Here is a 16,014-nt window from a genome sequence, read left to right on the forward strand (position 1 = left end):
TTTCCCCCACAATGCATTGACACACCCGCTGTCTGGGGTGCGGCGCCCCAGCAAAGAATGCTGTGCAGACCTAAAGGGGCGTGGAGAAGAAAGCCTTTTTGTAGCGTTTCTTGCAGCAACCCGATTTTCCGATCCAGCAAAATTGCCGCTGGACCGGAACACCAGGAAGACCGTTTTAGCGCGTGGCCTTTGCAGCCTGTAGCGGATATCAGGTATCCGATGCGCATTGATTGTCACCTGGACCGAACCCGTTCCTTCGAATTGACCCCTCGAAGGGATTTTCCCGTCCGCGCGGAGCCTCCCCGGCCCGCGCGCTTTTTTTTGTCCAGGCAGGACGAAAGCATATCGCTCTGCCCACAAAAAAGGCAGCCTCGCGGCTGCCTTTTTTAAATGTCGCATCGAAAAAACAACAACGCGACAGTACTACCAAAGTAGTTACTTCTTACGACGCAGGCGGGCAATGGCAGCCAGCTGCGCAGCCGCCACGGCGAGTTCGCTCTGGGCACGTGCCAGGTCGAGGTCGCTGCTCTGGTTCTGCATCAGCTCTTCTGCCGCGCGCTTGGCTTCCTGGGCCTTGGCTTCGTCCAGGTCGCCACCGCGGATAGCGGTGTCGGCCAGCACGGTAACGTGCTTGGGCTGCACTTCAAGAATGCCGCCGGCAACGAACACGAACTCTTCGCTGCCGTCTTCCTTCTCGATGCGCACCGCACCCGGCTGGATGCGCGTGATCAGCGGCGTGTGGCCCGGCAGGATGCCCAGCTCACCCGACTCGCCCGGCAGCGCCACGAACTTCGCCTGGCCGGAGAAGATTGACGCTTCCGCGCTGACGACGTCTACAAGAATGGTTGCCATATCTGATCCTTTCTCCAATCGCTTCGCTTCTGGCGGCTGCACCGCTTGGCGCGATGCACCGCCGCCCCCGCAGACGCGGGGGCATCGAAACAAGGCTTACTGGATCTTCTTGGCCTTCTCGAAGGCTTCGTCGATCGAGCCGACCATGTAGAACGCCTGCTCGGGCAGGTGATCGCACTCGCCGTCGACCAGCATCTTGAAGCCGCGGATGGTTTCCTTCAGCGGCACGTACTTGCCCGGCGAACCCGTGAACACTTCGGCCACGTGGAACGGCTGCGACAGGAAACGCTGGATCTTACGCGCGCGGTTCACTGCCATCTTGTCTTCCGGCGACAGTTCGTCCATGCCCAGAATCGCGATGATGTCGCGCAGTTCCTTGTAGCGCTGCAGCGTCTGCTGCACGGCGCGCGCGACGCTGTAGTGCTCCTGGCCCACAACCTGCGGGTCCATCTGGCGCGAGGTCGAGTCGAGCGGGTCCACTGCGGGGTAGATACCGAGAGCGGCGATGTCACGCGACAGCACCAGGGTCGAGTCCAGGTGCAGGAAGGTGGTTGCCGGCGACGGGTCGGTCAAGTCATCGGCGGGCACGTACACGGCCTGGATCGAGGTGATCGAGCCAGTCTTGGTCGAGGTGATGCGCTCCTGCAGCTTGCCCATTTCTTCAGCCAGCGTCGGCTGGTAGCCCACGGCGGAAGGCATACGGCCCAGCAGTGCCGACACTTCGGTACCAGCCAGCGTGTAGCGGTAGATGTTGTCGACGAAGAACAGGATGTCGCGGCCCTCGTCGCGGAACTTCTCGGCCATGGTCAGGCCGGAAAGTGCCACGCGCAGACGGTTGCCCGGCGGCTCGTTCATCTGGCCGAACACCATGGCCACCTTGTCGAGCACGTTGGATTCCTTCATTTCGTGGTAGAAGTCGTTCCCTTCACGGGTACGCTCGCCCACGCCGGCGAACACCGACAGACCGCTGTGCTGCTTGGCGATGTTGTTGATGAGCTCCATCATGTTGACGGTCTTGCCCACGCCAGCGCCACCGAACAGGCCCACCTTGCCGCCCTTGGCGAACGGGCAAATCAGGTCGATCACCTTGATGCCGGTTTCGAGCAGGTCGGTCGAAGGCGACAGTTCGTCGAACTTCGGCGCCTTCTGGTGAATCGCGCGACGCTCTTCGGAAGCGATCGGGCCAGCTTCGTCAATGGGGCGACCCAGCACATCCATGATGCGGCCCAGCGTGCCCTGACCCACCGGCACCGAGATCGGCGCTTCGGTGTTCTTCACGGGCATGCCGCGGCGCAGGCCGTCCGACGAACCGAGGGCAATGGTACGCACCACGCCGTCACCCAGCTGCTGCTGGACTTCGAAGGTCAGGCCCTTTTCGGCGAACGACGATTCGCTGCTGTCTTCCAGCACCAGCGCGTCGTACACCTTCGGCATCGCGTCGCGCGGGAACTCGATGTCCACCACGGCGCCGATGCACTGCACAATATTTCCGATACTCATTTCGTATCTCCGATAGCTTGAATTCTTGACGCCTCAGACCGCTGCCGCGCCGCTGACGATCTCCGACAGTTCCTTGGTGATCGCTGCCTGCCGGGTCTTGTTGTAGTCCAGCTGCAGTTCGCCGATCACGTTCTTGGCGTTGTCGGATGCTGCCTTCATGGCCACCATGCGCGCCGACTGCTCGGACGCCATGTTCTCGGCCACGGCCTGGTACACCAGCGCCTCGACGTAGCGGACCAACAGCTCTTCCACCACGGTCTGCGCGTCAGGCTCGTAGATGTAGTCCCACGAGTAGGCGCGCTTCTCTTCTTCGGTCTGCGACAGCTTGTCGGCGGCGAGCGGCAGGAGCTGCTCAACCATCGGTTCCTGCTTCATCGTGTTGATGAACTTGGTGTACGCCAGGTACACCGCGTCGACTTCACCGTTGGTGAATGCGTCGAGCTGGACCTTGATCGCGCCGATCAGCTTTTCAAGGTGCGGGGTGTCGCCGAGCTGCACCACATTCGAGGCAACCTTGGCACCGATGCGGCTCAGGAACTGCAGGCCCTTGCTGCCAATGGCAGTGGCGCGCACATCCACGCCGCGGCCTTGCAGGCTCTTCAGCTCGTTGGTCACCGCACGCAGCACGTTCGTGTTCAGACCGCCGCACAGCCCCTTGTCGGTCGTGACCACGATCATGCCGATGCGCTTGACTTCACGCTCCTGCATGAACGGGTGCTTGAACTCGGGGTTGGCCGAAGCCAGGTGCGCTGCGATGTTGCGCACTTTCTCGGCATAGGGACGGGCATTGCGCATCCGTTCCTGCGCCTTGCGCATCTTGGATGCGGCGACCATTTCCATCGCCTTGGTGATCTTGCGCGTGTTTTGCACGCTCTTGATCTTGGTTCGAATTTCTTTCGTTCCGGCCATATCTTCCTCTCCGTCCGAACCAGCGCCGCGCCGGCGTCAGCCAGGCGCGGCGGCGGTGTCGGGGAATTGCGCAGTTAGAACGCGGCGGACTTCCTGAAATCCTCGATCGCGGCACGCAGGGCGGGCTCGTCTTCCTTCGACAGCACCTTGGTGTCTTCGATACGGTTGACGAGGTCGGCGTACTTGGTCTTCAGATGGTCGTGCAGGCCCTTCTCGAACGGCAGAATGTCCTTCACTTCCACGTTGTCGAGGAAGCCGTTGTTGGCCGCGAACAGCGACGCTGCCAGCTGCCACACCTGCTGCGGCTGGTACTGCGCCTGCTTGAGCAGTTCGGTCACGCGGCGGCCGCGCTCGAGCTGCTTGCGGGTGGCGTCGTCCAGGTCCGAAGCAAACTGCGCGAAGGCAGCCAGTTCACGATACTGGGCCAGGTCGGTACGGATACCGCCGGACAGGTTCTTCACCACCTTGGTCTGTGCTGCACCACCCACGCGCGACACCGAGATACCGGCGTTGATGGCGGGGCGGATGCCGGCGTTGAACAGGTCGGTTTCCAGGAAGATCTGGCCGTCGGTGATCGAGATCACGTTGGTCGGCACGAACGCGGACACGTCGCCGGCCTGCGTTTCGATGATCGGCAGCGCGGTCAGCGAGCCGGTCTTGCCCTTGACGGCGCCGTTGGTGAACTTCTCGACGTAGTCTTCGTTCACGCGGGCAGCACGCTCCAGCAGGCGCGAGTGCAGGTAGAACACGTCGCCCGGGTAGGCTTCGCGGCCCGGCGGGCGGCGCAGCAGCAGCGACACCTGGCGATAGGCCCAGGCTTGCTTGGTCAGGTCGTCATAAACGATCAGCGCGTCTTCACCGCGGTCGCGGAAGTACTCGCCCATCGTGCAGCCGGCGTAGGCAGCCAGGTACTGCATGGCGGCCGAGTCCGAAGCGGCGGCGGCCACGACGACGGTGTATTCCATCGCGCCGTGCTCTTCCAGCTTGCGCACCACGTTGGCGATCGTCGAAGCCTTCTGGCCAATGGCGACGTACACGCAGTACATGCCCTTGCCCTTCTGGTTGATGATCGCGTCGACGGCCACGGCGGTCTTGCCGGTCTGGCGGTCGCCGATGATCAGCTCGCGCTGGCCACGGCCGATCGGCACCATCGAGTCGATCGACTTCAGGCCGGTCTGCACCGGCTGGCTCACCGACTGACGCGCGATCACGCCCGGCGCGACCTTCTCGATCACGTCGGTTTCCTTCGCGTTGATCGGGCCCTTGCCGTCGATCGGCTGGCCCAGCGTGTTCACCACGCGGCCCAGCAGTTCCTTGCCAACGGGCACTTCCAGAATGCGGCCGGTGCACTTAACCGTGTCGCCTTCGGAAATGTGTTCGTAGTCGCCCAGCACCACGGCGCCGACCGAGTCGCGCTCGAGGTTCAGCGCGAGGCCGAAGGTGTTGCCGGGGAATTCCAGCATCTCGCCCTGCATCACGCCAGACAGGCCATGCACGCGGCAGATACCGTCGGTCACGGAAATCACCGTGCCGGTGTTGCGCACTTCAGCTTCGGCGCCAAGACCCGAGATGCGGGTCTTGATCAGCTCGCTGATTTCTGAGGGGTTCAGTTGCATCACAATGCTCCTAATTCTTCAATCCGTCGGACGGCCGCTCAGGCGGCGGTCAGCGCGGTTTGCATGGCTGCCAGGCGCGCACGCACGGAGGTGTCGAGCACTTCGTCGCCAACCTTGACGCTGACGCCGCCGATCAGGGACGGGTCCACCGCCACCTGCGCGTACAGCTTGCGGCCGAACTTGCGTTCGAGTGCGGCGACCAGGTCGTTCAGCTGACCATCTTCCAGCGGGAAAGCACTGGTGATCTCAACGTCGGACGACCCTTCGCGGGCGTTCTTGAGCGCATGGAACTGTTCGGCGATGTCAGGCATCACCGTCAGGCGGCCGTTCTCCACCAGCAGCTTGACGAAGCGGCGTGCCTCGTCGCTGACCGGGGACTTCAGCACCGACAGGAACAGTTCGGCCAGCTTGTCGCCGGGAACGTTCGGATCGTCGGCGACCGCCTTCATGTCGGCATTGGCGGCAACTTGCCCCATTTCCGACACCAGCTCGGACCATGCACCCAGGTTGCCTGCGCTCGATTCACTGGCGACGCGGAACAGCGCCTCAGCGTAGGGACGGGCAATGGTTGCAGTTTCAGCCATGATTAGAGCTCAGCCTTGAGTTGATTGAGCAGATCGCTGTGGACCTGCGCGTTCACTTCACGCTTGAGGATCTGCTCGGCACCCTTGACGGCCAGCACGGCGACCTGGTCGCGCAGTTCTTCGCGAGCACGGGTAACCTGCTGTTCGGCATCGGCCTTGGCCTGGGCAATGATGCGTGCGGCTTCTGCCTGGGCGTTCTGCTTGATCTCGTCGGCCGTCAGCTGGGCGCGCTTCTCGGCGTCAGCGACGCGTTGAGCGCCCTCGGTGCGGGCTTCGGCCATGGCCTGGTCCACACGCTTGTTGGCGAGTTCAAGCTCGGCCTTGCCCTTCTCGGCAGCGGCGAGGCCATCGGCGATCTTCGTTGCGCGTTCGTCGAGCGCCTTCACCAGCGGCGGCCAAATGAATTTGGCAACAACCCACCACAGGATGAAGAACACGACCATCTGCGCAAAAAACGTTGCGTTCAGATTCATGGTGTGTTCCTTTCGGTAATCAAACTACAGATAAATGCACAAAAGGCGGCCAGGCTGGTGGCCCGCGCCGCCCGTCAGCATCATGCAGACCGAAAAGAATTACTTGATGACAGCCAGCAGCGGGTTGGCGAAGGCAAACAGCATTGCAACACCCACGCCGATCAGGAATGCCGCGTCGATCAGGCCAGCCAGCAGGAACATCTTGGTTTGCAGCGGGTTCATCAGTTCAGGCTGACGTGCGCAGGCTTCGATGTACTTGCCACCCATCAGGGCGATACCCAGGCAGGCGCCGATAGCGCCCAGGCCGATGATGATGCCGATACCGATGGCGGTCAGACCCTGGATGTTGGCGAGAAATTCTTGCATGACGACTCCTTTAATTTAGAGAGACTTAGAACCAAAAAATCAAAAAACCAAAAACCTAAAACTTGAAACCTGCGGCGATCAGTGGTGATCGTGAGCCTGGCCGATGTACACCAGCGTCAGCATCATGAAAATGAAGGCCTGGAGCAGGACGATCAGGATGTGGAAGATCGCCCAGACCGCGCCGGCCAGGACGTGGCCGACAAAGCCCAGCGCCGACAGGTCGGCACTGAACGTCCAGATGGAGCCCAGCAGTGCGATCAGCAGGAACACGAGTTCGCCGGCGTACATGTTGCCGAACAACCGCATGCCGAGCGAAACGGCCTTGGCCAGGAATTCGATGATGTTCAGGATCAGGTTGAACGGGGCCAGGTACCACTTGGCGCCGAACGGGGCCGAGAACAGTTCGTGCATGAAGCCGCCCGCGCCCTTGATCTTGAAGCTGTAGTAGATCATCAGCACCAGCACGGCGCAGGACATGCCCAGCGTGCCGTTCAGGTCAGCCGTGGCCACCGCGCGGTGGTGGGGCAGATGGATGTGGAAGATGCCCAGGACATGATTCAGGCCGGTGACCCAGTCCACCGGGATCAAGTCGATCGCGTTCATCATGGTGATCCAGCAGAACACCATCAGTGCCAGCGGAGCGATCCACGAACGATCGCCGTGAATAATGCCCTTGGCCTGGTCGTCGACCATCTCGACGATCATTTCAACGAAAGCCTGGAAGCGGCCCGGCACGCCCGAGGTAACACGGCGCGCGGCGGCATACAGGAACAGCACGGCGATGGCGCCGCACAGGACCGACCAGAACACCGTGTCGTAGTTGATCACGGAGAAATCGACCACCGACGACTGCTTGCCGCCGACCGAGTTCAAGTTCTGCAAGTGTTCGGCGATATAGCCGGAGGGTGTCAGCACGTGTTCCGCGCTTTGGGTAGCTTCTGCCATTGTCGAGTCGAACGGTATATTGCGAAATCTTCGGGCCGTGCGCCGCTACTCCTGTGCAGCGCCCGGTACGCGTCTTGCATTGCCTTCGGCGGATTCGCCGGTCACCGCGATGCAAGCGGGCTTCCAACCTTGACCGTGTCCGGTGTCACCGCTGTGAAACCACAGTGAAACCGCCACGGAAACACCTTGATATTCCGTTTCGGTGCCCCACCTCCGGATGAAGCACCTGTTTTGTGCAGCGGCCTAGCGCATCGCAAGGGCCACCACCCAGTAAGTCTTGAGCGCCAGCAGGAACGTGACGAGCATCGGTACCCAACGCAGATCCCGGTACAGCACCACCACTAGCACCAGCATGGCCACGGTGGCGAACACCTTGATCGCCTCGCCGAGGACCAGCCCGCCGACCGATGCACGATCCCGCGCCACCCACAGCCGGAATGCGAAGAATCCGCTCGGCACGAAGCACACCATGCCGCCGAACAACGCTGACCAGCCGTACGGCCCTGCCTCTTTCCCGAACAACGCCCAGCACAATGCCGACAGCAGGGAAACGATCACCTGCGCCAGGACAACCTTGCCCGGGGTCATGCGCGAAGGACGCAGCGCGCGTTCGCCAAACAGCTTCACCGCATCGGCGTGCGACAGCGGATCGACAGCTTCCTCTTCACGGTCTGCGCCTTCTTTCCAGTCTTCCCAGTCATCTTCCTGACGGGAACCGGCGCTGCGCTGCTGACGGTCTCGAACCACTACCTGCCTGCCTCATTCCAGGCCGGAACTTATCGGCCCGACCAGAATTCAAACCGCACGATTTTAAGGGGAACTACTGATTCGCGTCAATCTGCTTACAGTTAGCTTGCAGTGCGTTGCGCACAACGGTTGCCATCACGATTGCATGATGGCTTCACAAAAATTGCGCCGCAATGATGTTGGACGTAATTGGATTGCGCAGCGGACCCTGCGCATGATGATGGATTGGCGGGTACGCCTCACGTATACCGATAATCGCACCGGCCACTGCTGCATCGATGCAACAGTTACCCCTGCAATGGCCGGTTATCGCCCGCTATTTCAGGCGGCTTGCTGCCCTTCGCTCGATTCGCGCAGCCGCGCGAGCACGCCATCGAGCGCTTCGTTGTCGCTGAAGTGGATGGTGAGCTGGCCCTTGCCGCGCGCACCCAGCTTGATCTGCACCGCCAGCCCCAATGCATCCGACAGTTCTTCTTCCAGCCGCGCCACATCGCGGATATTGTTCACGCCCTTCTGCTTGAGCGACTTCAGGTCGAACGGCTTGAGCGTGGACGCCACCAGCTTTTCTGTCTCGCGCACCGATAGCCGCTTGTTGACGATCTGGTTCGCCAGCGTGATCTGGTTCGCGCCGTCGACAGCGAGCAGCGCGCGCGCGTGCCCCATGTCGAGATCGCCCGCCATCAACATGGTCTGCACCGGCGCCGCCAGGTTCAGCAAGCGCAGCAGGTTCGACACCGCGCTGCGCGAGCGGCCCACCGACTCGGCGGCCTGCTCGTGCGTAAACTTGAACTCGCGGATCAGGCGCATGATGCCCTGCGCTTCTTCCAGCGGGTTCAGGTCTTCACGCTGGATGTTCTCGATCAGCGCCATCGCGGCCGCGGCTTCGTCAGCCACATCCTTGACCAGCACCGGAACCTTGTCCAGGCCCGCGAGCTTCGACGCGCGATAACGGCGTTCGCCCGCGATGATCTCGTAGCGATCCGGCTCGGCCACGCGCCGCACCAGGATTGGCTGCATCAGGCCCTGCGCGCGGATGCTTGCGGCAAGCTCCTGCAGCGCACCTTCATCCATGCGCGTACGCGGCTGGTACTTGCCCGGCTGCAACTGGTCCACGTGCAACACGCTGGGCGCGCCCTCCTGCTTCGCGGTCTCGACGATCTCGGCGGGACCGCCCAGCAACGCTTCCAGGCCCCGGCCCAGGCCCTTCTTCTTGGCCGGCGTCTTTGCGGTACTCATGGTCGATGCCTCCTTCAGCTTCAGCCCAGCTGCCTGACGCGCGCGATCATCTCGGCGCCAAAGTCCAGGTACGCCTTGGCGCCCTTGGATGACGGATCGAATGCGACGCCCGGCATGCCATAGGACGGTGCCTCGGCCAGGCGCACGTTGCGCGGGATCAAGGTCTTGAACACCTTGTCACCGAAGTGCGATTCGAGCTGCGCCGACACCTGCTGCTGCAGCGTGACGCGCGGGTCGAACATCACGCGCAGCAGGCCGATCACCTTGAGCTCGCGGTTCAGATTGGTGTGCACCTGCTTGATGGTGTTGACGAGATCGGACAGGCCTTCGAGCGCGAAATATTCGCACTGCATCGGCACGATCACCCCATGCGCTGCGCACAACCCGTTCAACGTCAGCAGCGACAGCGACGGCGGGCAGTCGATCAGCACGAAGTCGTACTCGTCGTCGACTTCGTCGATGGCCTGCTTGAGCCGGCGCTCGCGCTGATCGAGTTCGACCAGTTCGACTTCGGCACCGGCGAGCTCGCGGTTGGCCGGCAGTACGTCGTACCTGCCGGTCTCGGATTTCTGGCGCGCCTGCGGGACGCTGGCCAGGCCAACCAGCACCTGGTACACGCTGTGTTCCAGCGCCTGCTTGTCGATGCCCGAACCCATCGAGGCATTGCCCTGCGGGTCCAGGTCGACCAGCAGCACGCGCTGGTCCTGCGCGGCCAGGCCGGCGGCGAGGTTCACCGTGGTGGTGGTCTTGCCCACCCCGCCCTTCTGGTTTGCGATCACGAATACCTTGGCCATATGCTCCTGAGGCTCCTGCTTCAAATCATCCGGCCAGCCTCGTGGCCGGCAGTTCGCGACGCTGTGCAGCGCCGCGGCGTAAGTCATGCGTGCGCGCCCGCGCGCCGCGACAGCACCACCAGGTGGCGCTCAGCGTCCAGTCCCGGCACCGTGAGGCGCGGTACATCATCGACTTGCCAGTGGGCCATCAGCCCGGCGGCTTCCATCCGGTCCAGCTCCGCCTGTGGATAAACGCCTTTCATGGCGATCAGCTTGCCTTGCGGCGCGAGCAGCTGGCCCGAGAGGTTCACGAAGTCGGTCAGCTCGGCAAAGGCGCGCGAAGTGATCACGGCAAAGCCATCTGTGTCGTCCAGTTTTTCCACCGGCCCCCAGTGTGCCGCGGCGTTGGCCAGGCCAAGTTGGGCGCGGCACTGCGTCAGGAACGCGGTCTTCTTCTGCACGATGTCGACCATCAGCACGGACACGTCGGGACACGCAATCGCCAACGGCAACCCGGGCATGCCGCCGCCCGAGCCGACGTCCAGCACCCTGCCCCGCGCGGGCGTACCTGCGTCTGCAGAACGCGCGGCGGCAGCCAGCGCAGGCACTGCCGCGAGTGAATCGAGCATGTGATGCGTAAGCATCTCATCAGGATGGCGGATCGCGGTCAGGTTATAGACGCCGTTCCATTTGCGCAGTAGCGCGAGATAGTCGAACAGCTTGTCGATCTGTGCCGGTGCCAGGTCCAGTCCGATCTCCGCGAGACCGGCCTCGAGGCGACGACGCTGCGTGGCGTCGTCCGTGATGGTGTGTCGAGCGCCCGCCACTCAGGCCGCCTCTTCCGAGTTGTCGCCAGCGACAGCCGACTCGGCGCGCGTGCGGCCGAGCCCCTTCTTCTTCAGGTGTACCAGCAGCAGCGAGATTGCCGCCGGCGTCACACCCGAGATGCGCGATGCCTGGCCCAGCGTTTCCGGGCGATGCTGGTTCAGCTTCTGGCTGACCTCGAAACCCAGCCCGCGTACCTCGGTGTAGTCCAGATTTTCGGGCAGACGGGTCGATTCATTGGCTTCCAACTTGTCGACCTCGGCTGCCTGACGGGCAATATAGCCGTGGTACTTGATGCCGATCTCGATCTGCTCACGGATCTGTTCGGCCAGCATGGCATCGGAGTCGAGCGGTGCGTCGGGCGCATGGCGGCCGCCTTGCAGCGCCATCAGCGACTCATAGCGGACTTCTGGCCGGCGCAGCAAGTCGGCCAGGCTGTACTCGCGCTCGATCGGCTTCCCGAGCAGCGGCAGGGCGTCTTCCGGCGGCAGCATTGCCGGGTTCACCCATGTGCTCTTCAGGCGCTCTGTTTCACGTGAAACACTGTCGCGCTTGCGGTTGAAGGCATCCCAGCGCGCATCGTCAACGACACCCAGTTCCCGGCCGATTTCCGTCAGCCGCATGTCGGCGTTGTCCTCGCGCAGGCTCAGGCGGAACTCGGCACGGCTGGTGAACATGCGGTACGGCTCGGTCACCCCACGCGTGATCAGGTCGTCGACCAGCACGCCCAGGTAGGCCTGGTCTCGGCGCGGCGTCCAGGCATCGCGCTCGCGCACGTAGCAACCGGCATTGATGCCGGCCAGCAAGCCCTGCGCGGCGGCCTCTTCATAGCCGGTGGTGCCATTGATCTGGCCGGCAAAGAACAGCCCGCGGATCGCCTTGCTCTCCAGGGATGCCTTCAGGCCGCGCGGATCAAAGTAGTCGTACTCGATGGCATAACCGGGGCGCAGGATGTGCGCGTTCTCCAGGCCGCGGATCGAATGCACCAGTTCCAGCTGCACGTCGAACGGCAGGCTGGTCGAGATCCCGTTCGGGTAGAACTCGTTGGTGGTCAGCCCTTCCGGTTCCAGGAAGATCTGGTGGCTTTCCTTGCTGGCAAAGCGATGGATCTTGTCCTCGATGCTCGGGCAGTAGCGCGGCCCTACCCCTTCGATCACGCCGGTGTACATCGGCGAACGGTCGAGACCGCCGCGGATGATGTCGTGCGTACGGCTGTTGGTATGGGTGATCCAGCAAGGCAGTTGCTGGGGATGCTGCTCCGGACGGCCCAGGAAGGAGAACACCGGTACCGGATCCAGGTCACCGGGTTGCTCTTCCATGACCGAGAAGTCGATGGTGCGGCCGTCGATGCGCGGCGGCGTGCCGGTCTTCAGGCGGCCCTGGGGTAGCTTCAACTCCTTCAGGCGCGCCGACAACGACACTGCAGCGGGATCGCCGGCACGGCCGCCGGTGTAGTTGTCCAAGCCGACGTGGATCTTGCCGTCCAGGAAAGTGCCAGCGGTCAACACCACGGCCCGCCCGCGAAAGGCGATGCCGACCTGCGTCATGGCGCCGACGACCCGGTCGCCCTCCACCATCAGGTCATCCACTGCCTGCTGGAACAGCATCAGGTTGGGCTGGTTTTCCAGGCGGGTACGGATCGCCTTGCGATACAGCACACGGTCCGCCTGCGCGCGCGTGGCGCGCACCGCCGGCCCCTTGCTGGAATTGAGGATGCGGAATTGGATGCCGGACTCGTCCGTGGCGGCTGCCATGGCGCCGCCCATCGCATCCACTTCCTTGACCAGGTGCCCCTTGCCGATGCCGCCGATGGACGGATTGCAGCTCATCTGGCCCAGCGTCTCGATGTTGTGGGTCAGAAGCAGGGTCTGGCAGCCCATGCGCGCGGCCGCGAGTGCTGCTTCAGTGCCGGCGTGACCACCACCGACGACGATGACATCGAATTCTTTTGGGTAAAGCATGGGACACCTCCTCCGGGAGGCTGGCGGGAAAATGCGGGAATGCGAAATTATAGCGGCATTCGACTGACGGCTTTTCGGGCGTCACCATGTTTCACGTGAAACATGGCGTGGACGATACCTGCGCGTGGCCGGCAAGCGACGTCGGAGATGCCGAGATGTTCCACGTGAAACAAAAAGGCCGGGCATAAGGCCCGGCCAATGTTTCACGTGGAACAAGCTGCTCAGAGACTGGCGCGGATATACGCTGCCACCTGCGCCGTCAGCTTGCCAAGATCACGCTGCAGGGTATCGAACCCGGCATTCCGTTCCCGCGTCGCCTCGTCCATATAGAGCGGCCGGCGGATCTCGATCTGCAGGCTGCTGCGCCGCTCGGCCGGCCGCCCGATCTGGGCGATCAGCTGCACGCCCTTATAGGGGTCATTAAGCGCCACCGTGTAGCCCATGCCGCGCAACTCGCGTTCCACCAGATCGACCAGTCCCGGCTCGCAGGTGGTCCCGTCCCGGTCTCCCAGCACAAAGTCCGCAAGCGGATGCGGGCTGTCGATCTTCAGGCGCTCGTAGGCATTGTTCGGCATCGAGTGCAGGTTCAGGTGCCAGACCGCCCCAAAGCGCCGGTATGCGCCCTCCACCGCCTCTGCGAGTGCCGCATGGTACGGGCGGTAATAGCGATCCAGACGCCCCTGCACTTCGGCCACGGTCAGCCGGCGGTCGTAGATCGGCGTGTTCGCATCGATTCGGCTCCAGACCAGGCCGTATCCCAGGCCGGTCTTCGGTCCCGGCGCCAGCGCCGTGGGCCATGTCCCGTCAAGCTGGTCGGGGTCGATATCGTCGGCCATCCGGTTCGGGTCGATATAGACCCGTGGGAAGGTCGCCGCCAGCAACGTGCCGCCGGCGGCGGGCACCGCTGCCCACAGCGCATCAACGTGCGTGTCTTCACCACCGCGCAGCCGTGCCGCCGGGATCGCTGCGCCGAAATCCGCCGGGTATACGGTGCCACTATGCGGCGAGTCACACACCAGCGGCAGAACCTCCCCTTCCGGCAGACGCATGATGACCGGCGGCAACATGCCCTGGTTATTTGCTTCAGCCATAACTCAGTCCAGCTTGATCTCGGCCGCCTTGGCCACACGGGCATAGCGCGCCATCGCCTGCTGGATCTGCGCCTTGAACTGATCCGGCGTGGTCGGCACCAGCGTGCCGCCCGACTCTTCCACCTTGCGCTTGAACTCGGGGTTCTGCATCGCCTTGTGGATGGCCTGGTTCAGCCTGGTAACGATCGCCGGCGGCGTGCCGGCCGGGGCGACGATGCCGAACCAGCCGCCCTCGCCCATGTCCTTGAAGCCCAGTTCGGCATACGTAGGCACGTTCGGCAACTGGGCCGAACGCGTCGCCCCGAGCACCGCCAGCGCGCGCAGCTTGCCCGATTTCACGTGGGGCAGCGTCGACGACAGGTTGTCGGTGATGGCATTTACCTGCCCCGCCACCGCGTCATTCAGCGCCAGGCCGGCGCCCTTGTACGGCACGTGCAGCAGGTCGATCTTGGCCAGCATCATGAAGTTCTCGATGTTGACGTGGCCCAGCGAGCCGGCACCCGGCGAGGCAAAGCTGTACTTGCCCGGGTTGGCCCTGGCCAGCGCGATGAACTCCTGCATGGTCTTGGCTGGCACGCTCGGGTGCACGGCAAACACGCTGGGAATGGCGACCACATTGGTCACCGGCGCGAAGTCCTTGATCGGGTCGTACTTCAGCCTCGGGTACACAGCCGGGTTGGAGCCATGCGTGCTGACCGTGGCCATGCCGATGGTGTAGCCGTCCGGTGCCGAGCCGGCCACCTGCTCCATGCCAAGCGAACCGCCGGCGCCGCCCTTGTTCTCGACCACGATGGACTGGCCCAGCTCGCGGCCAGCGAACTCGGCCACCAGGCGCGCCGACAGGTCGGTCGATCCGCCTGCGGCAAACGGCACGATCAGACGGATCGGGCGAGTCGGATAGCTGGCCTGTGCGAAGGCGCTGCCGGCAAACACCAGCGTGGCAGCGGCTGCGATGCCCGACAGCATCAGCTGGCGGCGCGTCATCGTGGCTCGGTTCATGAGTGCTTTCTCCTGTTGTTGTATGCGAAGGGAACCGAGCGAGTGTCCGGCGTTTACCGGCTGCGCACAAACGACTATATTGCACGTTTGCATTACCAAAGATCATCCTGCCCACGTCCCGGCTAAATACTGTGGCGCATCGCAGGTTCTGCCCTCCACTCTCCTGCGCTGTACCCTGCGCCATGCGGCTGCGTTCCCCGTCGATGTCCGAGTTGCATGCCTTTGCCGCCGCAGCAAAGCTGGGCAGTTTCACCCGTGCCGCAGACACGCTGTGCGTTACCCAAGGCGCGATCAGCCGGGCAATCGCGCGGCTCGAAGAACACTTCGGCCAACCGCTGCTCCAGCGCAATGCACATCGGCTGGTGTTGACCGATGCCGGCCGGCAACTGCTCGATGCCGTGGCCGAACCGCTGGCCGCGATCGAGAACGCCAGTGCGGCCCTGCTCGCTGGCGACCGGCGCCACCGCCTGACGCTGTCGGTCGTACCGACGCTGGCCAGCGTATGGCTGGTGCCGCGCCTGCCGGACTTTCATCGGCGCCATCCGGACATCCATCTCGACTTCGTTCCCTACCAGCGCGATGAAGATCTCTCAGGCGCCACACCCGACGCCGCCATCCTGGCGGGCGAAGCGGGCAAGTGGCCGGGCTTGCAGGCCGACTACGTAATCGGGCGTGAGATGGTGCCGGTCTGCCATCCGGACCGCGCTCGCGCTCGCCGCGAGGCCGGCCGCTGGCAGACGCCGGCGGAGTTGTTGCAAGAGCCCCTGCTCTATCACACGTCAGCGCCGGCCAACTGGCAAAACTGGCTGCGAGCTGCCGGCGTACCCACCGCTGCGCCGATGTTATCCACAGCGTTCGACCAGGTGTCGATCCTGATCCAGGCTGTTCGCGCCGACATGGGGGTCGCGGTGTTACAGCGATGCCTCGTGAGAGACGAAATTGCTGCAGAACGTGTTCTTGCGCCGTTTGATTTGCCGATTTCGCTGCAGCGGGGCTATTTCTTGTGCGCTCCGCGGGAGCGCCGTGATCATCCGGCGTTAAACGGGTTTCGCGATTGGTTGCTGGAGACCGCGCATCAAGAAGCTATGCAAGACACGCAAAAACATTCTCACGAAAACTAAGCTGCACTGAAAATTA

General features: G+C 63.3%; 16 protein-coding genes. 1 reads left to right on the plus strand and 15 read right to left on the minus strand.

The annotated features are described in order from the left end of the window. Window positions 1-435: 435 nt before the first annotated feature. The 15 genes from J8I82_RS24420 to J8I82_RS24490 form a co-directional block, all read right to left on the minus strand. Window positions 436-852: a F0F1 ATP synthase subunit epsilon gene (locus tag J8I82_RS24420; protein WP_010811262.1), complete on the minus strand. Its 417-nt coding sequence runs from the start codon at window positions 850-852 to the stop codon at window positions 436-438. Window positions 853-948: 96 nt separating this feature from the next. Next, window positions 949-2,352 (minus strand): F0F1 ATP synthase subunit beta, encoded by a 1,404-nt coding sequence (gene atpD / locus J8I82_RS24425; RefSeq protein ID WP_209761430.1) that lies wholly within the window; start codon window positions 2,350-2,352, stop codon window positions 949-951. A 33-nt stretch (window positions 2,353-2,385) separates the two neighbouring features. Then, window positions 2,386-3,261 (minus strand): F0F1 ATP synthase subunit gamma, encoded by an 876-nt coding sequence (gene atpG, locus J8I82_RS24430; RefSeq protein WP_209761431.1) that lies wholly within the window; start codon window positions 3,259-3,261, stop codon window positions 2,386-2,388. Between the two features lie 74 nt (window positions 3,262-3,335). Then, entirely contained in the window at window positions 3,336-4,877 is a 1,542-nt protein-coding gene (gene atpA / locus J8I82_RS24435; protein WP_115688486.1) for a F0F1 ATP synthase subunit alpha, read from the minus strand. Between the two features lie 38 nt (window positions 4,878-4,915). Beyond that, window positions 4,916-5,461, minus strand: a complete 546-nt coding sequence (locus J8I82_RS24440) for a F0F1 ATP synthase subunit delta (protein ID WP_029046524.1) — start codon at window positions 5,459-5,461, stop codon at window positions 4,916-4,918. Between the two features lie 2 nt (window positions 5,462-5,463). Next, a complete protein-coding gene (locus J8I82_RS24445; protein WP_029046523.1) occupies window positions 5,464-5,934 on the minus strand; it encodes a F0F1 ATP synthase subunit B in 471 nt (156 codons plus the stop codon). A gap of 99 nt (window positions 5,935-6,033) precedes the next feature. Beyond that, window positions 6,034-6,300: a F0F1 ATP synthase subunit C gene (gene atpE / locus J8I82_RS24450; RefSeq protein WP_010811268.1), complete on the minus strand. Its 267-nt coding sequence runs from the start codon at window positions 6,298-6,300 to the stop codon at window positions 6,034-6,036. A 78-nt stretch (window positions 6,301-6,378) separates the two neighbouring features. After that, complete coding sequence (atpB, locus tag J8I82_RS24455) at window positions 6,379-7,245, minus strand: F0F1 ATP synthase subunit A (protein WP_209761432.1); 867 nt, start codon at window positions 7,243-7,245, stop codon at window positions 6,379-6,381. A 243-nt stretch (window positions 7,246-7,488) separates the two neighbouring features. Continuing rightward, on the minus strand, window positions 7,489-7,992 hold the full coding sequence (locus J8I82_RS24460; RefSeq protein WP_209761433.1) for an ATP synthase subunit I: 504 nt from the start codon (window positions 7,990-7,992) through the stop codon (window positions 7,489-7,491). Window positions 7,993-8,313: 321 nt separating this feature from the next. Beyond that, entirely contained in the window at window positions 8,314-9,228 is a 915-nt protein-coding gene (locus tag J8I82_RS24465) for a ParB/RepB/Spo0J family partition protein (RefSeq protein WP_209761434.1), read from the minus strand. Between the two features lie 20 nt (window positions 9,229-9,248). Further along, complete coding sequence (locus J8I82_RS24470) at window positions 9,249-10,022, minus strand: ParA family protein (protein WP_209761435.1); 774 nt, start codon at window positions 10,020-10,022, stop codon at window positions 9,249-9,251. Between the two features lie 83 nt (window positions 10,023-10,105). After that, window positions 10,106-10,807 carry a 16S rRNA (guanine(527)-N(7))-methyltransferase RsmG gene (gene rsmG, locus J8I82_RS24475; protein ID WP_431831577.1) on the minus strand — a complete coding sequence of 234 codons (702 nt, stop codon included), beginning with the start codon at window positions 10,805-10,807 and terminating at the stop codon, window positions 10,106-10,108. Window positions 10,808-10,828: 21 nt separating this feature from the next. Then, window positions 10,829-12,787: a tRNA uridine-5-carboxymethylaminomethyl(34) synthesis enzyme MnmG gene (gene mnmG, locus J8I82_RS24480; protein WP_209761437.1), complete on the minus strand. Its 1,959-nt coding sequence runs from the start codon at window positions 12,785-12,787 to the stop codon at window positions 10,829-10,831. A 221-nt stretch (window positions 12,788-13,008) separates the two neighbouring features. Beyond that, window positions 13,009-13,878 carry an N-formylglutamate amidohydrolase gene (locus tag J8I82_RS24485; RefSeq protein WP_209761438.1) on the minus strand — a complete coding sequence of 290 codons (870 nt, stop codon included), beginning with the start codon at window positions 13,876-13,878 and terminating at the stop codon, window positions 13,009-13,011. 3 nt (window positions 13,879-13,881) lie between these two features. Next, window positions 13,882-14,877 (minus strand): Bug family tripartite tricarboxylate transporter substrate binding protein, encoded by a 996-nt coding sequence (locus J8I82_RS24490; RefSeq protein WP_209761439.1) that lies wholly within the window; start codon window positions 14,875-14,877, stop codon window positions 13,882-13,884. Between the two features lie 182 nt (window positions 14,878-15,059). Between J8I82_RS24490 and J8I82_RS24495 the strand changes: the two genes are divergently transcribed. Beyond that, entirely contained in the window at window positions 15,060-15,998 is a 939-nt protein-coding gene (locus J8I82_RS24495; protein ID WP_209761440.1) for a LysR substrate-binding domain-containing protein, read from the plus strand. Window positions 15,999-16,014 lie beyond the last annotated feature (16 nt).

The sequence above is a fragment of the Cupriavidus consociatus genome (genome assembly GCF_017814975.1).
Taxonomy (GTDB): Bacteria; Pseudomonadota; Gammaproteobacteria; order Burkholderiales; family Burkholderiaceae; genus Cupriavidus; species Cupriavidus consociatus.

Excerpts from the sequence above, each read along its gene's own strand:
- J8I82_RS24420 (WP_010811262.1), bottom strand. The coding sequence starts at position 852 with ATGGCAACCATTCTTGTAGACGTCGTCAGCGCGGAAGCGTCAATCTTC.
- atpD (WP_209761430.1), bottom strand. The coding sequence starts at position 2,352 with ATGAGTATCGGAAATATTGTGCAGTGCATCGGCGCCGTGGTGGACATC.
- atpG (WP_209761431.1), bottom strand. The coding sequence starts at position 3,261 with ATGGCCGGAACGAAAGAAATTCGAACCAAGATCAAGAGCGTGCAAAAC.
- atpA (WP_115688486.1), bottom strand. The coding sequence starts at position 4,877 with ATGCAACTGAACCCCTCAGAAATCAGCGAGCTGATCAAGACCCGCATC.
- J8I82_RS24440 (WP_029046524.1), bottom strand. The coding sequence starts at position 5,461 with ATGGCTGAAACTGCAACCATTGCCCGTCCCTACGCTGAGGCGCTGTTC.
- J8I82_RS24445 (WP_029046523.1), bottom strand. The coding sequence starts at position 5,934 with ATGAATCTGAACGCAACGTTTTTTGCGCAGATGGTCGTGTTCTTCATC.
- atpE (WP_010811268.1), bottom strand. The coding sequence starts at position 6,300 with ATGCAAGAATTTCTCGCCAACATCCAGGGTCTGACCGCCATCGGTATC.
- atpB (WP_209761432.1), bottom strand. The coding sequence starts at position 7,245 with ATGGCAGAAGCTACCCAAAGCGCGGAACACGTGCTGACACCCTCCGGC.
- J8I82_RS24465 (WP_209761434.1), bottom strand. The coding sequence starts at position 9,228 with ATGAGTACCGCAAAGACGCCGGCCAAGAAGAAGGGCCTGGGCCGGGGC.
- J8I82_RS24470 (WP_209761435.1), bottom strand. The coding sequence starts at position 10,022 with ATGGCCAAGGTATTCGTGATCGCAAACCAGAAGGGCGGGGTGGGCAAG.
- mnmG (WP_209761437.1), bottom strand. The coding sequence starts at position 12,787 with ATGCTTTACCCAAAAGAATTCGATGTCATCGTCGTCGGTGGTGGTCAC.
- J8I82_RS24485 (WP_209761438.1), bottom strand. The coding sequence starts at position 13,878 with ATGGCTGAAGCAAATAACCAGGGCATGTTGCCGCCGGTCATCATGCGT.
- J8I82_RS24490 (WP_209761439.1), bottom strand. The coding sequence starts at position 14,877 with ATGAACCGAGCCACGATGACGCGCCGCCAGCTGATGCTGTCGGGCATC.
- J8I82_RS24495 (WP_209761440.1), top strand. The coding sequence starts at position 15,060 with ATGCGGCTGCGTTCCCCGTCGATGTCCGAGTTGCATGCCTTTGCCGCC.